This is a genomic window from Pseudoglutamicibacter cumminsii (genome assembly GCF_016907775.1).
Classification (GTDB): Bacteria; Actinomycetota; Actinomycetes; order Actinomycetales; family Micrococcaceae; genus Pseudoglutamicibacter; species Pseudoglutamicibacter cumminsii.
In genome coordinates, this window is the sequence record NZ_JAFBCO010000001.1 from 1,589,279 (window position 1) to 1,607,875 (window position 18,597).

The following is an 18,597-nucleotide window of genomic DNA, read 5'->3' on the forward strand; positions in this document are numbered from 1 at the left end:
GATGAGTGGAATGGATAATCACGTGACAGATACAGCACGGCGGAAAGGCTCAGCACAACCGAACTCAACACAACCGAACTCAGCGCAACAGAGTCCAGTGCAGGCTAAGAACAAGGGCCTGGGCCGCATTTTGGTTGCGGTGTATGGCGTGTTTGCGTTGTCGGCTTTCGCGCGTTCGGCGTATCAGATCGCTACTGAATTCTCGGTTGCACCGGTTGCGTTCACGCTTTCGGCTCTCGCGGCCGTGATCTATATCGTGGCGACGGTCGCGCTAGCGATGCCGGGTATCAAGGCCTGGCGCGTAGCGTTCGTGGCGGTCATCGCGGAGTTCGTGGGTGTGGTTGTGGTTTCGATTCTGTCCTACGCCTCGCCTGAGCTGTTCCCTAAAGCGAGCGTGTGGAGCCACTTCGGTCAGGGCTATGGTTATGTACCGTTTGTTCTGCCGATCATCGGTTTCTGGTGGCTGTGGGCCCACCGCCCTAGCAAGGCAGCGGCGTAGGTAGCTCTGCAGCACAGCCAAGAGTGCCGCGTAACTGTGCCCCGCATCGGCGGCTAGCTTGTTCGTGAGAGAATAGCGCCGGGCGTAATCGATCTTCAGCACGCGAGGAGTCTTTGTGCATATTTGGAGGGATCCTGCCGAGGTTCCGGAGTCGTTGACGTGTTCGGTGGTGACGATCGGTAATTTCGATGGTGTTCACCGCGGTCACATGGCTTTGCTGGATCGTGTTGTGAAGCTCGCCGCGGCGGCGGATGAGCCGTGCCTGGGTGTTGTCATGACGTTCAGTCCGCATCCGGCCACGGTGCATAGGCCTGCGTTTGCGCCGGTTCCGATCATGGCTGATGAGATTAAGGATATCCACTGTGCTGAAGCCGGGATTGACGCGGTTTTGCGCTTGAATTACACGTGGGAATTCGCGCAACAGACCCCGGAAGAGTTCATCAAGAATTACGTCGTTGATGTGTTGCATGCTCGCGCCGTGGTCGTGGGCGAGGATGTGCGTTTCGGCCTCGATAATGCGGGCGACATCAACGTCTTGCGTGAGCTTGGTGAGAAGTTCGGTTTCGAGGTTGTCACGCTTTCGGATGTGGGGGAGCAGCGGCGCTGGTCCTCGACGTGGGTGCGTGAGGCTCTCCAGGTTGGCGACGTAAAGTCTGCGGCTGAGGTTTTGGGCCGTAACCACCGCATGTACGGGGCCGTGGTGCATGGTTTTGCGCGCGGCCGCGAGCTGGGTTTCCCGACTGCGAACTTGTCGGATGAAGCGACTGGTTTGATGCCGGCTGACGGCGTGTATGCGGGCTGGTTGATCGATGAGGCGGGCGTGTGGTGGCCGTCAGCGATCTCGATTGGAACGAACCCGACGTTCGACGGCGTGGTGCGCGTGGCCGAGGCGTTTGTGATGGACCGGCCGGAAGGTGAGCAGGTTGAGGAGTTCAATCTGTACGACCAGAAGGTAGTGCTCGAGTTCGTGGATCACTTGCGCCCGACTGTCACGTATCGCGGACCGGAAGCGTTGATCGAGCAGATGCACGTGGATGTCGACCGGGCGCGCGAGATTCTGCGTGGGGATGCCGACGCCCGTCCCGACGTCGTCAAAGTAGCCGCCGGTTGATGGCGGTTTTGGTGTAACGGCGGTTGTGATGTGACGAATCGGGTTCCGATGCCTGACGGCAGCATGTCTCGGGTTCCGAATCTTCCGCAGAGCGGGCCGAATCTTGGTGCTGCTCAGCGTTCGCAGATCGGTTCCGCGTGGGCTGGCTCGGGCGCTGATTACGATGCGGTCAGGCCGCACTATCCCGACTGGTGCGTGAGTTGGCTGCTGGGTTCTGAGCCTGGCCGCCGCGTGGTTGAGGTCGGGGCGGGAACGGGCTTGTTCACGCGCGATCTGGTTGCGGCAAGGCACCACGTTGTGGCTGTTGATCCTTCGGAGTCGATGCTCGAGGTTCTGCGCGAGCAGGTCCCGGGTGTCGAGGCGGCCCTGGTTGGCACGGGCGAGTCGACCGGTCTGGATGCCGGTTCCGACGACGATGCGGTCCCGACAGCTGATGCGGTGGTTGCCGCGCAGGCATGGCACTGGGTTGATCCTGTTGCGGCTGGGGCGGAAGCGGCCCGCTTGACGACTGGATCCGCCAGCCCAATGCTTGGGCTCGTGTGGAATCAGCTCGATGTTCAGGTTCCGTGGGTACACCGTTTGGCGCGCATCATGCACGCAGGCGACGTGCATCGGGACGCCGAGGTAGCCGCGCAGGCGGGACCTTTGTGGCGCATCGATGAGGTCCGGGAAGACCACTGGACCCAAGAACTCAGCGTCGAGCAGGTTTTCGACCTGACCCGCACAAGGGCCTATTGGTTGCGTTCCAACCAGAAAACCCGGGAGCGCGTGGAAACTAACTTGCGCTGGTACCTGCACGAACATCTGGGGTATAAGCCAGGCGAGCGCATCGACATCCCGTACCGAACCCTCGCGATGCGTAACGTGCGCGTGTGAGGCGAGCCACATCGACGCTGTGTGCTCGTCGCGGGCTATTGATTGTCTTGATAGACTTACAGATGGTGTTAGCTGCAGTCCGCGGTGGCTACCATCCCCGGCGACGATGGCCCAGTAACACGAGCTGAGTGCGATCTCGCGCGGGTTCACTGTACGCGGCACACTCTCAAGGAGTAAACACATGGCTCTTGACCAGGCCGTAAAGCAGGAGATCATCAAGGAATACGCGATCCACGAGGGCGACACCGGTTCCCCTGAGGTTCAGATCGCTGTGATGTCCCGCCGTATCTCTGACCTGACTGAGCACCTCAAGCATCACAAGCACGACCACCACACCCGCCGTGGCCTCATGGCGCTGGTTGGTCGCCGCCGCCGCATGCTTGGTTACCTCAAGTCTGTAGACATTGAGCGCTACCGTTCGCTGATTGACCGCCTCGGTCTGCGCCGCTAATGTCTCACGTGTTAACGCCCCGGAAACCCTTCCGGGGCGTTAACGCATCAGAAGTTCAAATCCCTGTCCACACAAGGTTTTGAACATGATCTAACCCAATACATAGTCAAGAACGCTGACGCCCGAGACGTTCGCGTGTGGTCCTCGGTAGTGGCCCGCGGTGCAACACATCCGGACTCGTCCTCAACAGGACGGCCAGATGCAGTACCGATGGCCTCGATCGAGCACCAACCGCGAAAACGCGTTTCGTTGTTGACGTGCATTTTTAGGAGAAAACTTAGTGGAAGCTACTGACATTCAGTACTCAGAGGCCGTGATTGACAACGGCCGTTTCGGTAAGCGCACCATCCGTTTCGAAACCGGCCACGTAGCCAAGCAGGCTGCCGGTTCGGCAATGGTGTTCCTCGACGACGACACCTCGATGCTTTCGGCGACCACCGCCGGCAAGCACCCGCGCGAAGGCTTCGACTTCTTCCCGCTCACGGTAGACGTCGAAGAACGCATGTACGCCGCGGGTAAGATCCCGGGCTCGTTCTTCCGCCGCGAAGGCCGCCCATCGACCGAGGCGATCCTCGCGTGCCGTCTTATGGACCGCCCGCTGCGCCCATCCTTCGTCAAGGGCCTGCGTAACGAGGTCCAGATCGTGGTCATGGTGACTTCGATCAACCCAGAGGACTACTACGACGTGGTTGCTATTAACGCGTCCTCGATGTCTACCCAGCTGTCTGGCTTGCCGTTCTCCGGCCCGATCGGCGGCGTCCGCATCGCACTCATCGATGACGGCGAAGGCGCACAGTGGGTTGCGTTCCCAACCAAGAGCCAGCTCGATGACGCCGTGTTCAACATGGTTGTTGCCGGCCGCGTTGCTGGCGATGACGTCGCGATCATGATGGTTGAAGCTGGCGCTACCGACCACGCATGGGACCTCATCCACGGCCGCGGCGTGACCGCACCGACCGAGACCGTTGTCGCTGAGGGCCTCGAGGCAGCTAAGCCGTTCATCCGCGCCCTCGTTGAGGCTCAGGCAGACCTCGCATCCCGCGCAGCTAAGCCTGCTCGCGAGTTCCCAATCTTCCTCGACTTCGAGGACGACGCGTACGAGGCAGTCGAGAAGCTCGCTTCCGCGAAGCTTGCTGACATCTACCAGATCGCTGACAAGCAGGAACGCCAGGACGCCGACGACGCACTCAAGGAAGAAGTCCTTGAGGCTCTCGCGGGCGAAGGCAAGGAGTTCGAGGAACGCGCTTCCGAGATCTCCAAGGCGTACGGCGCAGTCACCAAGCACATCGTGCGCCAGCGCATCCTCAAGGACCAGGTCCGCATCGACGGCCGCGGCCTGACGGACATCCGCCAGCTGCTCGCCGAGGTCGAGGTTCTGCCTCGCGTTCACGGTTCCGCGATCTTCGAGCGTGGCGAAACCCAGATCATGGGTGTCACGACGCTCAACATGCTCAAGATGGAGCAGCAGATCGACTCGCTCGCCCCGGAGAAGGCGAAGCGCTACATGCACCACTACAACTTCCCACCGTTCTCCACGGGCGAGACGGGCCGCGTTGGCTCTCCGAAGCGCCGCGAGATCGGCCACGGTGCCCTCGCAGAGCGCGCACTCGTTCCGGTTCTGCCGTCGCGTGAAGAGTTCCCTTACGCGATCCGCCAGGTTTCCGAGGCGCTCGGCTCCAACGGCTCGACCTCGATGGGTTCGGTCTGCGCATCGACCCTGTCGATGTACAACGCTGGTGTTCCGCTCAAGGCACCTGTTGCAGGTATCGCGATGGGTCTGGTCACCGACACGGTTGACGGCGAGACCCGCTACGCCGCCCTGACCGACATCCTCGGCGCTGAAGACGCGATGGGTGACATGGACTTCAAGGTTGCCGGTACCCGCGACTTCATCACCGCGATCCAGCTGGACACCAAGCTGGACGGCATCCCAGCATCCGTGCTCGCCGCCGCGCTCAAGCAGGCTCACGAAGCCCGCGTCCACATCCTGGATGTCATGGACTCCGCGATCGACTCGCCAGACGAGATGTCGCCATACGCTCCACGCATCATCTCCTTGAAGATCCCAGTGGACAAGATCGGTGAGGTCATTGGCCCTAAGGGCAAGATGATCAACCAGATCCAGGAAGACACCGGCGCTGAGATCTCGATCGAGGACGACGGCACGGTTCTGATCGGCGCGACCGACGGCACTGCAGCTGAGGCGGCACGCGCAACGATCAACGCGATGGCTAACCCACAGATCCCTGAGGTTGGCGAGCGTTACCTCGGTACCGTCGTCAAGCTGACCTCGTTCGGCGCGTTCATCTCGCTGACCCCGGGCAAGGACGGCCTGCTGCACATCTCCGAGCTGCGTAAGCTCAACGGCGGCCAGCGCGTCAACGACGTCGAGGACGTTGTTGGTGTAGGCCAGAAGCTCCAGGTTGAAATCACCAAGGTCGATGACCGTGGCAAGCTTTCGCTCGCCCCAGTCGTTGACGAGGAAGAAGGCGAAGGCGACGCCGAGTAATCTCGCGTGATCGCTTGAGCTGATTTGCTCATACGTGTCAGGGCCCCGGAACCTCACAAAGGTTCCGGGGCCCTGTGCGTCATGAGCTGTCATTGGTTTGGGTTGCGTGTGAGGCGTGGATCACGATAGTAAGCATTGTTAGTGAAACATGGTGGTGTGATCGCTTACGGAGGACGGATGTCTGCGATAGAAGCTTTTATGGCCAGGCTGGCTGCGGGTTCGGTTGAGATGGTGGATCTCACGGCGCCGCTGTCGTCTGAGACGCCTACGTTGACGTTGCCTGACCCGTTCCTGAACCTGGACGATTTCAGCCTCGAGCAAGTTTCGGCCTACGACGAGCCGGGTCCGTTCTGGAAGCACCACAACATCCGCACGGGTGAGCACATCGGAACCCACTTGGATGCCCCGGTGCACTGGATCAGCGGCCGTGACGGTAAGGACGTTTCGGAGATCGAACTTCCGCGGCTCGTGGGCCCTGCGGTGGTCTTGGACTTCACCGCCGAGGTCGAGGCTGACCCTGATTTCTTGGTCGACGTTGAGCACCTGAAGGCCTGGCAAGAGCGCCATGGTGTGTTTCCTGAAGGTGCGTGGCTACTGTTTCGCACCGGCTGGGATCAGCACGATCACAGCGAGGAAACGTTCCTGAACGCAGACGAAAACGGCTCCCACACCCCGGGCTTCACGGTTGAGTGCGCCCGCTACATGGCGGACGAGCTACCGATTTCGGGCATGGGCGTTGAGACCGTCGGGATCGATGCGGGCCGCGGCGGGGAACAGGACCCTCCGTTCCCGGTGCACTACTATCTTCTGGGCGCGGATAAGTACGGGATCACGTCGCTCAAGAACCTCGCGAAGCTGCCGGCGACGGGCGCGATGATTTCGGTGGCCCCGTTGCCTATCGTGGGCGGCACGGGTTCACCGTGCCGTGTCTACGCGTTCGTAGAAAAGTGAGCTCCTAGAAGTACTGGCGTCGAATAAAAGAGAAGTGGTTATGAACGTCGCGGAACAGGTCGGGGCACTGCTGGCTGAGCTGGGTGTCGGGCATGCATTCGGTGTGGTCGGTAGCGGTAATTTCGTGGTGACCAACGCCTTGAAGGCGCACGGCGTCCCGTTCACGGCTGCCCGGCACGAAGGCGGGGCGGCGAACATGGCGGACGCGTATTCGCGGGTCTCCGGCAAGGTTTCGGTGCTGAGCGTGCACCAGGGCTGCGGGCTTACGAACGCGACCACCGGGATCGGCGAGGCCGCGAAGTCCCGTACCCCGATGATCGTTCTCACGGGCGAGTCCGCGGCGAGCGCCGTGGGTTCGAACTTCGCGATGGATCAGGACGGCCTGGCGGAGTCGGTGTACGCGGTTTCGGAACGCGTTCATTCAGCTCAGACCGCGGCCGCCGATGTCGCGCGCGCCTACCGCACGGCCGTCAACGAACGCCGGACGGTAGTGCTGAACCTTCCGCTGGATGTTCAGGTTCAGCCTGCGGTTGCGGGCGCTGTTGCACCCGTGCATGAGACGGAGCCGGTGCGGCCGTCGAAGCACAGTGCCGCACGAGTGCGGCCTACACAGCAAAGCGTTACTGCGCTCGCCGAGCTCATCTCGGAAGCGCAGCGTCCCGTGTTTATTGCGGGCCGCGGCGCGAAGCACGCACGCGATGCGATCGCGCGGTTGGCTGAACATACAGGCGCGCTGGTGGCCACATCGGCGGTTGTTAAGGGCCTCTTCAACGGCGAGGACTTCAACCTCGGGATCTCAGGAGGGTTCTCGTCCCCGGTCACGGCCGAGCTCATCAGCAACGCGGACCTGCTCGTGGGCTTCGGGTGCGCGATGAACATGTGGACCATGCGACACGGAACGCTCATCGGTGCGGACGCGCGCTTGGTGCAGGTTGATGTTGAGGACGCCGCGCTTGGACGCAACCGGCCCATCGACCTCGGTGTGCTGGGTGACACCGCGGAAACAGCCGCCGACGTCCTGGACCACATCCGCGTAGGCCAGCCGGAGCCGCGCATCGGCTACCGAACCGAGGCCAACCGCGAGCTCATCGCGGCCCGCAGCGCGTGGGCGAGCGAGCCGTACAGTGATATGTCCAGTGGTACTGATCTTTCTACCGGCGCTGGAACACAAGCGCGCATCGACCCGCGCACGCTGACCATCGAGCTCAATTCGATTCTGCCCGCGGAACGCATCGTGAGCATCGACTCGGGTAACTTCATGGGGTATCCGAGCCAGTTCCTGGACGTTCCGGACGCGGACGGGTTCTGTTTCACGCAGGCGTTCCAAGCGATCGGGCTGGGGCTCGGCACGGCGATCGGGGCGGCACTCGCTCGGCCCGACCGGATGCCGGTGCTCGGAACCGGGGATGGCGGCTTCCACATGGCCATCGCGGAGCTTGAAACCGCGGTGCGGCTCCGCTTGCCGCTCGTGTGCATCGTCTATAACGACGCCGCCTACGGTGCCGAAATTCACCACTTCAATGCGGATGGTTCCGAGCCGGACATATCCACGGTGACGTTCCCCGACACCGATATCGCGGCCATCGCCCGCGGTTTCGGCGCCGAAGGTGTCACGGTGCGCACGGTTGAAGACCTCGCGGCAGTGCGAGAATGGGTTGAGAGCGATCCACACACGCCGCTCGTGATCGACGCGAAGATCGCGTCAGACTCCGGGGCATGGTGGCTCGCGGAAGCGTTCAAAGGCCACTAATAGTCAGAACCGCACTGTACTGTAATGCAACAGTACGGTGTGCTTGGCCCCGCCCGGATGAGCTGCTGATCCGCCGGTACTGCCTGCCCGGATTCGCTACGAACTCAGCCCAGAAAGGATTTGTTGTGCCCATAGATTTGCCGTTGGTGCCTTCCCCGGAGCGTCTTGAACAGACGCTGCGTCAGGACGAGGACGGTTCGATCGTCCGCCGCACTGTTTTGCCGTCTGGCGTGCGTATCTTGACGGAACACATGCCGGCAGCGCTTTCGGCATCGGTGGGTTTCTGGGTTGGCGTCGGCTCCCGCGATGAGGCGGAGGGCCAGTACGGTTCAACGCACTTCTTGGAGCACTTGTTGTTCAAGGGCACCCCGACTCGTTCCGCCCTCGATATCTCTCTCGCTTTTGACCGCGTGGGCGGGGAAGCGAACGCTGCGACCACCAAGGAAACCACGTGTTATCACGCCCGCGTTTTGGGCGAGGATTTGCCGATGGCGATCGAGGTCATCTCCGACATGGTGACCCAGCCGTTGCTCGATCATGAGGAGGCGGAGCGGGAACGCGGCGTGATCCTCGATGAGCTTGCGATGGACGCGGATGATCCGTTGTCGATGGCTCACGAGCAGTTCTCTCGCCTGATCTTTGGTGAGCATCCTCTGGCCCGCCCGGTGGGTGGCACGCGTGCGGAGATCCGCGAGCTCAAGGTCGAGGAGTTCCGCGACCACTACGTCAAGCATTATGCCCCGGAAACGCTGGTCATTACGGCCGCTGGCGCGGTAGATCACGACGATGTGGTCCGGATGGCCACGGAGGCGCTCAAGGCCGGCGGTTGGGACTTGGATACGGAACGGACCCCGATGCCTCGACGGACTGCGGCGTACGGTGTCGCGATGGATGCGCAAGCGCTCGGGACTCACGACGGTATTCCGGAGCCTGTTGAACAGTTGCGCGCGATGCCTGGTTCCCAGGCCGGCGTATTCCGCATTTATAAAGACATCGAACAAGCCCAAGTGTTCTTGGGTGTTCCGGGCCTGCCATCCGATTCGGAGAACCGCTTTGCGCTCTCGATCCTCTCGACTGTCTTGGGCGGCGGAATGTCCTCGCGCCTCTTCCAGGAAGTACGCGAACGCCGCGGTCTCGCATACTCGACTTTCGCGATGACCGCCGGTTATTCAGACACCGGGTTCTTCTCGCTCTACGCCGGATGCGCGCCCGAAGACGCCGAAACCACGCTCGAAGTCCTGGGGGAGCAGTTTGACCTCATCGCGGCCGAAGGCATCACCGAAGACGAACTCGACTGGGCCGTCGGTTCGCTCGCCGGACAATCCGTCTTGACGGGCGAAGACCACGGCCCACGCATGTCACGCCTCGCAGGCGCTGAGCTCATGACCGGCCACTACGTGACCCTCGAAGAAACCCTTGAGAAGCTGCGTGCCGTAACCCGCGACGACGTCAAGGCGCTCGCCGCACGCTTGGCCGCCCAGCCGCGTACCGCGGTGATCCTCGCACCAGAGGCCTACATCAGCGAATAAAGGCTGCGTTGCTGACAAAGGTTACGACGCCAGGGCTCTCGGTCCCGCCAACCGGTAACGTTAAGGACACATCAACGCAATAGGGGTTCAACGCCGCGGGCGTATACCCGTTTCAGGAGGAATCGTGGCTGAAAAGAACATGGCTAACGTCGAAAGCTTCGAGCTCGACCACACCGCAGTCAAGGCCCCTTACGTTCGCCTTATTGCGGTCGAACATGGCCCAGATGGCAACGGAACTATTTCCAACTTCGATCTGCGCCTGCTGCAACCTAACGAAGAGGCCATCGACACCGCGGGCCTGCACACCATCGAGCACCTTCTCGCGGGCCTGATGCGCACCCGCCTCGACGGCATCATCGACTGCTCGCCGTTCGGTTGCCGCACCGGATTCCACCTCATCACGTGGGGAACCCCAAGCAACGAAGAGGTTGCTCGCGCGCTCAAGTCGGCGCTTGAAGCGATCCGCGACACCGTGGAATGGGAAGACGTCCCAGGCACCACGGAAATCTCGTGCGGTAACTTCAAGGACCACTCGCTGCACTCGGCTAAAGCCTGGGCAGAACGCATCCTGCGCGACGACTTCTCGATCGACGCATTCGACCGCAGCGTGACCGTATAAATAACCACGCCCCACCTCAACAAACATCCTGGAGCATCACACCGTGACTAACCCGCAGACCACTTCACCCCTCCGTGTCGCGATTATCGGTGCGCGCGGACGCATGGGGTCGCAGGCAGTCGCTGCCGTCGGCGGCGCGGAAGACATGGAGGTGGTCGCGCAGATCGGGCGAGGTGACTCGCTCGAAGCCATGGTCGATGCGGGGGCTACACACATGGTGGACCTCTCCGTCCCGTCGGCGACGGCGGATAACGTCGCGTTCGCTATCGAGCACGGCATCCACGCTGTCGTAGGCGCGACCGGCTGGGACGATGAGCGGCTCGTCTCTGTCCGCAAACAGCTTGAAGGCAAGCCTGAGGTTGGTGTTCTGATCGCGCCGAACTTCGCGCTCGGTGCTGTGCTTGCCGCCCAGTTCGCGGCCAAGGCGGCGCCGTACTTCGAATCGGTCGAAGTCATCGAGATGCATCACCCGGACAAGGTCGATGCGCCTTCCGGGACCGCTGACCGCACCGCGCGCATGATCGCCGAGGCCCGGGCAGAGGCCGGAACCGCGCCGAGCCCTGACGCAACCGAAACCGACGCTGACGGCTCACGCGGTGCGGTGATCGACGGCGTCAACGTTCACGCGGTCCGCCTCCGGGGGCTCGTGGCGCATCAAGAAGTTCTGTTCGGTTCGGTTGGCGAAATGCTCACGATCCGCCATGATTCTTTCGACCGCGTCTCCTTTATGTCGGGAGTGTTGCTCGGCCTGCGCACTGTCGCGCAACGGCCCGGGCTGACCCACGGGCTCGAAGGCTACCTGGACCTCGGGGCCTAAATAGTTCGTGGCATAGACCGTTCGCGGCACACAAGGAAGCGCTAGCTCAGTATGAAAGCAAAGATTTTCACCGGCATTATTCTCGCCGTCTATGTCATCTACCTCATCGCGTTCTTCGGTTCCGTGGTGAGGTTGTGGCAGACCGGCCAGCCCATCGCGATCGCGCTCGGCGCGGCCATTCTTGTGGTTCCACTCATCGGCGTGTGGATCCTGATCCGCGAAATTACGTTCGGTGCAACCACCGAGGCAATGGCCAAAGAGCTCGAAGAACAAGGTTTGCTGCCGCACGATGATCTCCCACGCATGCCATCGGGGCGCATCGTCAAAGAAGCCGCAGACGAAGACTTCAAAAAATACGCGGCAGAAGCCGAAGAACACCCAGAAAAATGGCAGTCCTGGCACCGGCTCGCCCTCGCGTACGACGCGGCAGGTGACCGCCGGAGAGCCCGCGATTCCATGAGAACCGCCATATCGCTTCGTAAACAAGCTCGAAACGAAACAGGCAGGTAACCTGGGAACCATGGCACTACACACTGATCGTCCACGCTTCGGAACACTGCTGACCGCGATGGTGACCCCGTTCACCGCCGCCGGTGAGCTCGACCTCGACGCTGCGCGCGCCCTGGCACGAAAGCTCGTTGACGACGGCTGTGACGGCCTGGTCGTGACCGGAACCACCGGCGAGACCTCAACGCTGACCGACGAAGAAAACGTCGCAATGTTCAAAGCGGTCGTCGAGGAAGTAGGGGACCGCGCCGCAGTTGTGGCAGGTAGCGGAACCAACGACACCCGCCACTCGATCAACCTCTCCCGCATGGCGAGAGACGCGGGTGTCGACGGTCTGCTGCTCGTAACTCCGTACTACAACAAGCCATCCCAAGCCGGCATCCAAGCCCATTTCGAGGCGATCGCCGACGCCGTTGACCTGCCTGTGATGCTGTATGACATCCCAGGTCGCTCCGTGAAGCCGATCGAGACCGAAACGATCGTTGCGCTGTCCAAGCACCCCAACATCGTGGCCCTTAAGGACGCCAAGGGCGACCTCATGGAAACCACCAAGGTCATCGCGCAAACCGACCTCGACATCTACTCAGGTGAAGACGGCCTGACCCTCCCGCTGCTCGCGATCGGCGCGATCGGCCTCGTATCCGTCACCGCGCACATCGCCGCGCCGCAATACCGCACCATGATCGACGCGGTAGCCAACGGCGACCTCGCAACCGCACGCAAAGCCCACGCGGACATCGACCCGCTCCAGCGTGCCGTCATGAGCCACCTCCAAGGAGCCGTGGCGTCGAAAACAATTCTTCAGCGGCAGGGTGTCCTGCCGACCGCTCACGTTCGTCTCCCACTTGTTGAGCCGACGGACGCTGAGCTCGCCCCCGTACTCGCAGACCTCGCGGAGGGCGGCCTACATCTATAGAAAGGCGCACCACAAGGATGACTGAAACACCGACCATCGCGTTCGACGTCGACCGGCGGGTATCAGCACCGCCACATCTAGCTAACGGAACACTTCGCGTCTACCCGCTCGGCGGCGTAGGCGAAGTGGGACGCAACATGACCGTCTACGAAATGGACGGCAAGCTGCTCATCGTTGACTGTGGCGTGCTCTTCCCCGAAGAAGAACAGCCCGGCGTGGACCTGATCCTTCCGGACATGTCGCACATCGAGGACCGCCTCGACGACGTTGTCGCCGTGGTCATCACACACGGCCACGAAGACCACATCGGTGCCGTGCCATACCTGTTGCGCCTCAAGCAAGACATCCCGCTCGTTGCATCGCAGCTCACGCTCGCGCTCGTTGAGGCGAAGCTGCAGGAGCACCGGATCAAGCCGTTCACATTGCAGGTTCGCGAAGGCGATGTTGAACAGCTCGGGCCTTTTGAGGTCGAGTTCGCGGCCGTGAACCACTCGATTCCGGACTCGATGGCGGTTCTGGTGCGCACCAAGGCTGGCAACGTGTTCCAGACCGGCGACTTCAAGATGGATCCGCTCCCGCTCGATGGCCGCGTGACCGATCTGCGGGCCTTCGGCCGCTGGGGCGAAGAGGGCGTGGACCTCATGGTCCCTGACTCGACCAACGCCGAAGTCCCAGGCCACACACCTACTGAACGCAACATCCAGCCCGTCCTCGACGACGCCATCGCTAAGGCCGACCAGCGCGTGATCGTGGCGTCCTTCGCATCGCACGTTCACCGCGTGCAGCAGGTCGTCAACGCGGCAGCGAAAGCCGGCCGCAAGATCTGCCTCGTGGGCCGTTCGATGGTCCGCAACATGACGATCGCTTCCAAGCTGGGCTACCTCGACATCCCAGAGGGGATGCTCGTCGATTTCAAGAACGTCGACAAGATCCCGGACCACCAGATCGTGCTGATGTGCACAGGTTCCCAGGGCGAACCGATGGCCGCGCTGTCCCGCATGGCCAGCGGCGACCACAAGATTTCGCTGGATTCCGGCGACACCGTGATCCTCGCGTCATCGTTGATCCCAGGCAACGAAACCTCGGTATTCCGGCTCATGAACGCCCTGCAGTACCGCGGCATCAACGTGATCCACAAAGGTAACGCCAACGTTCACGTCTCCGGCCACGCATACGCAGGCGAGCTGCTGACGGTCTACAACGTCGTTCAGCCGCGCCACGTCATGCCTGTCCACGGTGAACCAAAGCACCAGCTCGCGAACGCGAAGCTCGCTCACGCGACCGGCGTACCTGTAGAGAACCTGCTGCTTGCCAACAACGGAACCGTCGTGGATATCACCGAGGGTGTCCCGAGCATCGTTGGTCAGCTCGACGTCAACTACGTCTACGTGGACGGAAGCCACGTGGGCATGGTCACCGAAGATGACCTCAAAGACCGCATGGTCCTGTCTAAAGAAGGTTTCGTCTCCGTCATCACCGTGGTTGACCGCAAGACTCAGCGCATCATCCAGGGTCCAGACATCGTGGTGCGTGGTGTCGCGGAGACCGCGAAGACGTTCGAAGTCATCAAGCCGAAGATCGCATCCGCACTCGAAGAAGCGATGCGCGATAAGCCAGACCACACGCAGCACCAGCTGCAGCAGGTTGTGCGCCGCGTGATCGGCTCGTGGGTTGGCCGCAAGCTGCGCCGCCGCCCGATGATCGTGCCGGTGGTTGTCGAGGTCTAGCCGCGGCTAGAGGGTGTCATCAGCGCCCGAACACGCATTAATGTTTGCGAGCCCGTTGGGGCCGGTAACAGTGTTGGTTGCCGGTCTCAGCGGGCTCGCGGCGTATCCTGGAACCTATGGCGAGCCGTACTTCCCCCGGATCGCAGCGTTCTTCCGCGTCTTCAAAAAGTGGAAGCAAGCGCTCCGGCAACACAGAATCCACGGAACTGATCCAGGAATCCAGCGAGATTCCTGCACCGCTCCGTGCCATCCAACGCGCCTGGTCGAGCCTTGGTGGGATCATTGGCGCGGGTGTCCGGCAACTCGGAACACCGGTGAAGTTGGAGCCAGGAACGCGGCGTGACGGCAAGGCCCTCACATGGCTCGTCATCGCGCTGATCGTTGCGCTCGTTGAATGGTGGGGCCTGCGCTCAGTTCCCGTGTTCGGTACGTTCACGCATTCGGCTGTTGGCGGTCTTTTCGGCGTCATGGCGGTAGCGCTGCCGGTCGTTCTGTTTATTTCGGCGGTGCGCCTGTTCCGCCGACCCACTGACCACGCAGTCAACGGCCGCATCAGCATCGGATTCGTCCTCGCCCTGATCACCGGAGCGGGCATCGCGCATGTCTCGACGGGACGCCCACCGCTCGATGGCCCGTTCAAAGACCTGTTGGCTAGCGGGGGATGGGTTGGTTGGTTCGCTGGCGAACCACTGGCTGCGTTGCTCACGGAAGGCGGCGCGATCATCGTGCTGTGCCTCGTGGGAATCTTGTCGCTGCTCATCATTACGGGAACGCCGGTCACGAAGGTTCCTGATCGTCTGGTTGGCCTCTACCGGCTGCTGATGGTCGGGAAGGAAGAGTCTGAAGAAGGCGACATCAGCGGTGACCGTGACGGTCACGATCAGTCGTACCTTTACGACTCCGAACGCCGTGACAAAGAGAAGAGCAAGAAGCCGAAGGCTAAGAAGGCTCGCAAGTCGCTGTTCGGGCGCAAGAAAGACGCCGAAACTGACGAAGAGATACTCGAACCGGCTGGTTCGAGTGAGGCCTATGAGAGCCCTGTCATCGACGACGACATCCACGGCCACAGCTCCGGTGATGCAAGCGATGCAGCACCAGAGGAAGCCTCCCCGCCGCCCGGCGTTCGCCGCCCGACCCGCGAAGAAAAGCGCCGCGAAAAACTCATGCGCGAAGCCGGGGTCTACAACGTCGACGAACACGGAGGCGCCGGAACCCCATCGGACGATGAGGACACCGACGCAACAACTGACCTCGACGCAACTACTGATTTTGACGCAACCACTGATTTTGACGCAACCACGGTCATCAACCGGGGGGAACCGGACGCGCATACCCAGGCCATCGACATGACCAGCGCCCTCGCCAGCGGCGAGGATGCAGCGGCAGCCGGTGCAGCATCGGGAGCTGGGGTGGCGCCGACCGCGAAACCTGAGCGGCCCATGCCAGAGCCGCTCCCGCAGCGAAGTGAACAGCTCGAGCTCGCTGGCGACGTCACCTACACGCTCCCGCCGAGCGAATACCTGCCAGCTGGCCCGCCGGCCAAGGAACGCTCGGAAGCCAACGACAAGGTTGTTGCCGCGCTGCAGGAGACCCTGCGCGAATTCAAGGTCGACGCGGAAGTCACCGGCTTCTCGCGTGGCCCAACGGTGACCCGCTACGAGATCGAGCTCGCGCCGGGCACCAAGGTTGAGCGCGTCACGAATCTTTCGAAGAACATCTCGTACGCGGTTGCGTCCTCTGATGTGCGCATCTTGTCGCCGATCCCGGGTAAGTCCGCGATTGGTATCGAGATCCCGAACACCGATAAGGAAGTTGTCTCCCTCGGTGATGTTCTGCGTTCCAACGCCGCGCGCCGCACCGACCACCCGATGGTTATGGGCGTCGGTAAAGACGTTGAGGGCGGATTCGTTGTTGCGAACATGGCTAAAATGCCGCACATGCTGGTTGCTGGTGCGACCGGTGCGGGTAAGTCATCGTTCATCAACTCGCTCATCGTGTCCCTGCTCATGCGGGCAACCCCGGACGACGTGCGGCTTGTTCTGGTTGACCCTAAGCGCGTTGAGCTCACCGCGTACGAAGGCGTTCCACACCTGATCACCCCGATCATCACGAACCCCAAGAAGGCCGCCGAGGCTCTGCAGTGGGTCGTGAAGGAAATGGACACCCGCTACGACGACCTCGCGAACTTCGGATTCAAGCACGTCGATGACTTCAACAAGGCGGTGCGTGCCGGCAAGGTGACGCCGCCGCCGGGATCCAAGCGGGTCATCAAGCCGTACCCATACCTGCTGGTCATCGTCGATGAGCTCGCGGACCTCATGATGGTTGCACCGCGCGATGTTGAAGATTCGATCGTTCGCATCACCCAGCTCGCGCGCGCCGCGGGTATCCACCTCGTGTTGGCTACCCAGCGCCCATCCGTCGATGTCGTGACGGGCCTCATCAAGGCCAACGTGCCTTCGCGTATGGCGTTCGCGACCTCGTCCGTTACCGACTCCCGCGTGGTCCTGGACCAGCCGGGTGCCGAGAAGCTACTCGGCCAGGGTGACGCTTTGTTCTTGCCGATGGGTAAGTCCAAACCGATCCGCGTTCAGGGTGCGTGGGTCACCGAATCCGAGATCCACCGCGTTGTTGAACACGTCAAGGGACAGCTCACCGCGCACTACCGCGACGACGTTGTTCCGGATGCGCCGCAGCGCGAGATCGACGCCGACATTGGCGACGACCTTGAAGACCTGCTGCGCGCAGTCGAGCTCGTGGTGACCTCCCAGTTCGGCTCGACCTCGATGCTGCAGCGCAAACTGCGTATCGGCTTCGCGAAAGCCGGCCGCCTCATGGACCTCATGGAATCCCGAGGAGTGGTTGGTCCGTCCGAGGGTTCGAAGGCCCGCGATGTGCTGGTCAAGCCGGAAGACCTGCCGCAGGTCATCGCCGCGATCAACGGAAGCCCTGCGCCGGAAACCCCGGACGCCCAGCAACAAGCGCTAGCCGACGAAGCCACCTATAACCACCAGCCAACCGACGCATCCGAGGCGGGGGAGAGCACCCCATCGGGCGCTGTATCCGGTTCCGGCGCAGCGGCAGGCCACAGCTCCGGCTACGCTGAAGACACGTGGCACGACGATGACGACGAGGAGTCAGAAGACGCATGGTCGCTGACAGGCCGGTAACCGGGGCGAGCACCGAACCAAAGCAGGTTTCGAGCTGGAACATCGCGAACATCCTCACTGGGATGCGGATCCTGCTGATCCCGGTGTTCGTGGTGTTCATCGTTCTGGACGACGCGGAATACGGCGCGTGGCGTTGGTGGGCGGTCGTGGTGTTTGTGCTTGCGACGATCACCGATTGGCTCGATGGCGCGCTGGCACGCGGCCTGAACCTCGTGACGGACTTCGGGAAGATCGCCGACCCGATCGCCGATAAGCTGCTCATGGCGGTGTCGCTGATTAGCCTGAGCGTTCTTGGTGACCTGACGTGGTGGATCACCGCGATCATCCTCGTGCGTGAAATCGGCGTGACCGTGATGCGGTTCTGGGTCATCAAATACGGTGTGATCGCCGCGAGCCCGGGCGGGAAGATCAAGACGGTCGCGCAGATGCTCGGCACGTTTATCTTGCTGTTGCCGACCGCTCATTTTGTGCACGGCGTGTGGTGGGCCGGTTTTGTGGTCATGGTGATTGCGGCCGCGTTGACGTTGTGGTCTGCGGTCGATTACGTGCGGCAGGCCGTGACGTTGTACAGGAACAGGGAGCGGTAGACCGCTTTCTCTGAGTAGCTGCGACGAACAAGGGTGCCGCGACGAACAAGGATGGTGGGTACGATGCGGGACGCAACGCCGCTGGTGCGCGGGCTTGAACGCGCGGGGCTGACTATCGCCACGGGTGAGTCGCTGACGGCCGGGATGGTTGCGAGCCACATCGCCGATGTTCCTGGTGCTTCCGCTGTCCTGCAGGGCGGGGTCGTGGCGTATCAGGTGAGCGTCAAGCGTGACGTTTTGGGCGTGGACGCGGGTCTTTTGGAGCATCATGGGCCGGTGCATCCGGAGGTGGCGGAGCAGATGGCGATCGGTGCCGCGCGGGCGTGCGGGGCGTGGATTGGGGTGTCGACGACTGGCGTGGCTGGGCCTGAACCGCATGGCGGGCATCCGGCCGGCACGGTGTATATCGGTTGGGCTGTTCTGGACGCGGCCGGGACTCAGGTGCACGCTCGGGGACATGAGCTGCTGCAGTTGACTGGCGGCCGGGCTGAAGTGCGGCAAGCCACGGTGGACGCGGTGGTGGCGCTTGGTGAACAGATCCTCGCGGATTCCTGAAAACTTCCTGATGATTGAGCGCT

Annotated in this window: 16 protein-coding genes; all 16 read left to right on the top strand. The window is 62.1% G+C overall.

The annotated features are described in order from the left end of the window. The first annotated feature begins 22 nt into the window (after positions 1 to 22). The 16 genes from JOD50_RS07190 to JOD50_RS07265 all read left to right on the top strand — a co-directional run bounded on the left by JOD50_RS07190 (position 23) and on the right by JOD50_RS07265 (position 18,574). Positions 23 to 499, top strand: a complete 477-nt coding sequence (locus JOD50_RS07190) for a hypothetical protein (protein ID WP_338052062.1) — start codon at positions 23 to 25, stop codon at positions 497 to 499. A 115-nt stretch (positions 500 to 614) separates the two neighbouring features. Beyond that, the gene (locus JOD50_RS07195; protein ID WP_204880977.1) at positions 615 to 1,610 is read left to right on the top strand and encodes a bifunctional riboflavin kinase/FAD synthetase; all 996 of its coding nucleotides are present in this window, start codon (positions 615 to 617) and stop codon (positions 1,608 to 1,610) included. A gap of 48 nt (positions 1,611 to 1,658) precedes the next feature. Then, on the top strand, positions 1,659 to 2,486 hold the full coding sequence (locus tag JOD50_RS07200) for a class I SAM-dependent methyltransferase (protein WP_239541553.1): 828 nt from the start codon (positions 1,659 to 1,661) through the stop codon (positions 2,484 to 2,486). A 181-nt stretch (positions 2,487 to 2,667) separates the two neighbouring features. Then, positions 2,668 to 2,937 (top strand): 30S ribosomal protein S15, encoded by a 270-nt coding sequence (gene rpsO, locus JOD50_RS07205; protein ID WP_204880978.1) that lies wholly within the window; start codon positions 2,668 to 2,670, stop codon positions 2,935 to 2,937. 280 nt (positions 2,938 to 3,217) lie between these two features. Next, positions 3,218 to 5,446 (top strand): polyribonucleotide nucleotidyltransferase, encoded by a 2,229-nt coding sequence (locus JOD50_RS07210; protein WP_204880979.1) that lies wholly within the window; start codon positions 3,218 to 3,220, stop codon positions 5,444 to 5,446. A 177-nt stretch (positions 5,447 to 5,623) separates the two neighbouring features. Continuing rightward, positions 5,624 to 6,397: a cyclase family protein gene (locus JOD50_RS07215; RefSeq protein ID WP_204880980.1), complete on the top strand. Its 774-nt coding sequence runs from the start codon at positions 5,624 to 5,626 to the stop codon at positions 6,395 to 6,397. A 40-nt stretch (positions 6,398 to 6,437) separates the two neighbouring features. Continuing rightward, entirely contained in the window at positions 6,438 to 8,147 is a 1,710-nt protein-coding gene (locus JOD50_RS07220) for a thiamine pyrophosphate-binding protein (RefSeq protein ID WP_204880981.1), read from the top strand. Positions 8,148 to 8,284: 137 nt separating this feature from the next. Continuing rightward, positions 8,285 to 9,676 (top strand): M16 family metallopeptidase, encoded by a 1,392-nt coding sequence (locus tag JOD50_RS07225; protein ID WP_204881593.1) that lies wholly within the window; start codon positions 8,285 to 8,287, stop codon positions 9,674 to 9,676. A gap of 124 nt (positions 9,677 to 9,800) precedes the next feature. After that, positions 9,801 to 10,295 carry an S-ribosylhomocysteine lyase gene (locus JOD50_RS07230; RefSeq protein WP_338052063.1) on the top strand — a complete coding sequence of 165 codons (495 nt, stop codon included), beginning with the start codon at positions 9,801 to 9,803 and terminating at the stop codon, positions 10,293 to 10,295. Positions 10,296 to 10,338: 43 nt separating this feature from the next. Beyond that, a complete protein-coding gene (dapB, locus tag JOD50_RS07235) occupies positions 10,339 to 11,112 on the top strand; it encodes a 4-hydroxy-tetrahydrodipicolinate reductase (protein WP_338052065.1) in 774 nt (257 codons plus the stop codon). Positions 11,113 to 11,163: 51 nt separating this feature from the next. Further along, entirely contained in the window at positions 11,164 to 11,622 is a 459-nt protein-coding gene (locus tag JOD50_RS07240; protein ID WP_204880982.1) for a hypothetical protein, read from the top strand. Positions 11,623 to 11,632: 10 nt separating this feature from the next. After that, positions 11,633 to 12,535 (top strand): 4-hydroxy-tetrahydrodipicolinate synthase, encoded by a 903-nt coding sequence (dapA, locus tag JOD50_RS07245; protein WP_204880983.1) that lies wholly within the window; start codon positions 11,633 to 11,635, stop codon positions 12,533 to 12,535. A 17-nt stretch (positions 12,536 to 12,552) separates the two neighbouring features. Beyond that, the gene (locus JOD50_RS07250; RefSeq protein ID WP_204880984.1) at positions 12,553 to 14,262 is read left to right on the top strand and encodes a ribonuclease J; all 1,710 of its coding nucleotides are present in this window, start codon (positions 12,553 to 12,555) and stop codon (positions 14,260 to 14,262) included. 116 nt (positions 14,263 to 14,378) lie between these two features. Then, a complete protein-coding gene (locus tag JOD50_RS07255; protein ID WP_204880985.1) occupies positions 14,379 to 17,432 on the top strand; it encodes an FtsK/SpoIIIE family DNA translocase in 3,054 nt (1,017 codons plus the stop codon). After that, positions 17,411 to 18,019 (top strand): CDP-diacylglycerol--glycerol-3-phosphate 3-phosphatidyltransferase, encoded by a 609-nt coding sequence (gene pgsA, locus JOD50_RS07260; RefSeq protein WP_204880986.1) that lies wholly within the window; start codon positions 17,411 to 17,413, stop codon positions 18,017 to 18,019. Before JOD50_RS07255 ends, pgsA begins: the two co-directional genes overlap by 22 nt. Positions 18,020 to 18,082: 63 nt before the next feature. Further along, on the top strand, positions 18,083 to 18,574 hold the full coding sequence (locus JOD50_RS07265; RefSeq protein ID WP_204880987.1) for a CinA family protein: 492 nt from the start codon (positions 18,083 to 18,085) through the stop codon (positions 18,572 to 18,574). Positions 18,575 to 18,597: the final 23 nt, after the last annotated feature.

What these genes read in the sequence shown, in the direction of transcription:
- JOD50_RS07200 (WP_239541553.1), top strand. Translation starts at nt 1,659, where the DNA reads ATGCCTGACGGCAGCATGTCTCGGGTTCCGAATCTTCCGCAGAGCGGG.
- rpsO (WP_204880978.1), top strand. Translation starts at nt 2,668, where the DNA reads ATGGCTCTTGACCAGGCCGTAAAGCAGGAGATCATCAAGGAATACGCG.
- JOD50_RS07215 (WP_204880980.1), top strand. Translation starts at nt 5,624, where the DNA reads ATGTCTGCGATAGAAGCTTTTATGGCCAGGCTGGCTGCGGGTTCGGTT.
- JOD50_RS07220 (WP_204880981.1), top strand. Translation starts at nt 6,438, where the DNA reads ATGAACGTCGCGGAACAGGTCGGGGCACTGCTGGCTGAGCTGGGTGTC.
- JOD50_RS07240 (WP_204880982.1), top strand. Translation starts at nt 11,164, where the DNA reads ATGAAAGCAAAGATTTTCACCGGCATTATTCTCGCCGTCTATGTCATC.
- dapA (WP_204880983.1), top strand. Translation starts at nt 11,633, where the DNA reads ATGGCACTACACACTGATCGTCCACGCTTCGGAACACTGCTGACCGCG.
- JOD50_RS07250 (WP_204880984.1), top strand. Translation starts at nt 12,553, where the DNA reads ATGACTGAAACACCGACCATCGCGTTCGACGTCGACCGGCGGGTATCA.
- JOD50_RS07255 (WP_204880985.1), top strand. Translation starts at nt 14,379, where the DNA reads ATGGCGAGCCGTACTTCCCCCGGATCGCAGCGTTCTTCCGCGTCTTCA.
- pgsA (WP_204880986.1), top strand. Translation starts at nt 17,411, where the DNA reads ATGGTCGCTGACAGGCCGGTAACCGGGGCGAGCACCGAACCAAAGCAG.
- JOD50_RS07265 (WP_204880987.1), top strand. Translation starts at nt 18,083, where the DNA reads ATGCGGGACGCAACGCCGCTGGTGCGCGGGCTTGAACGCGCGGGGCTG.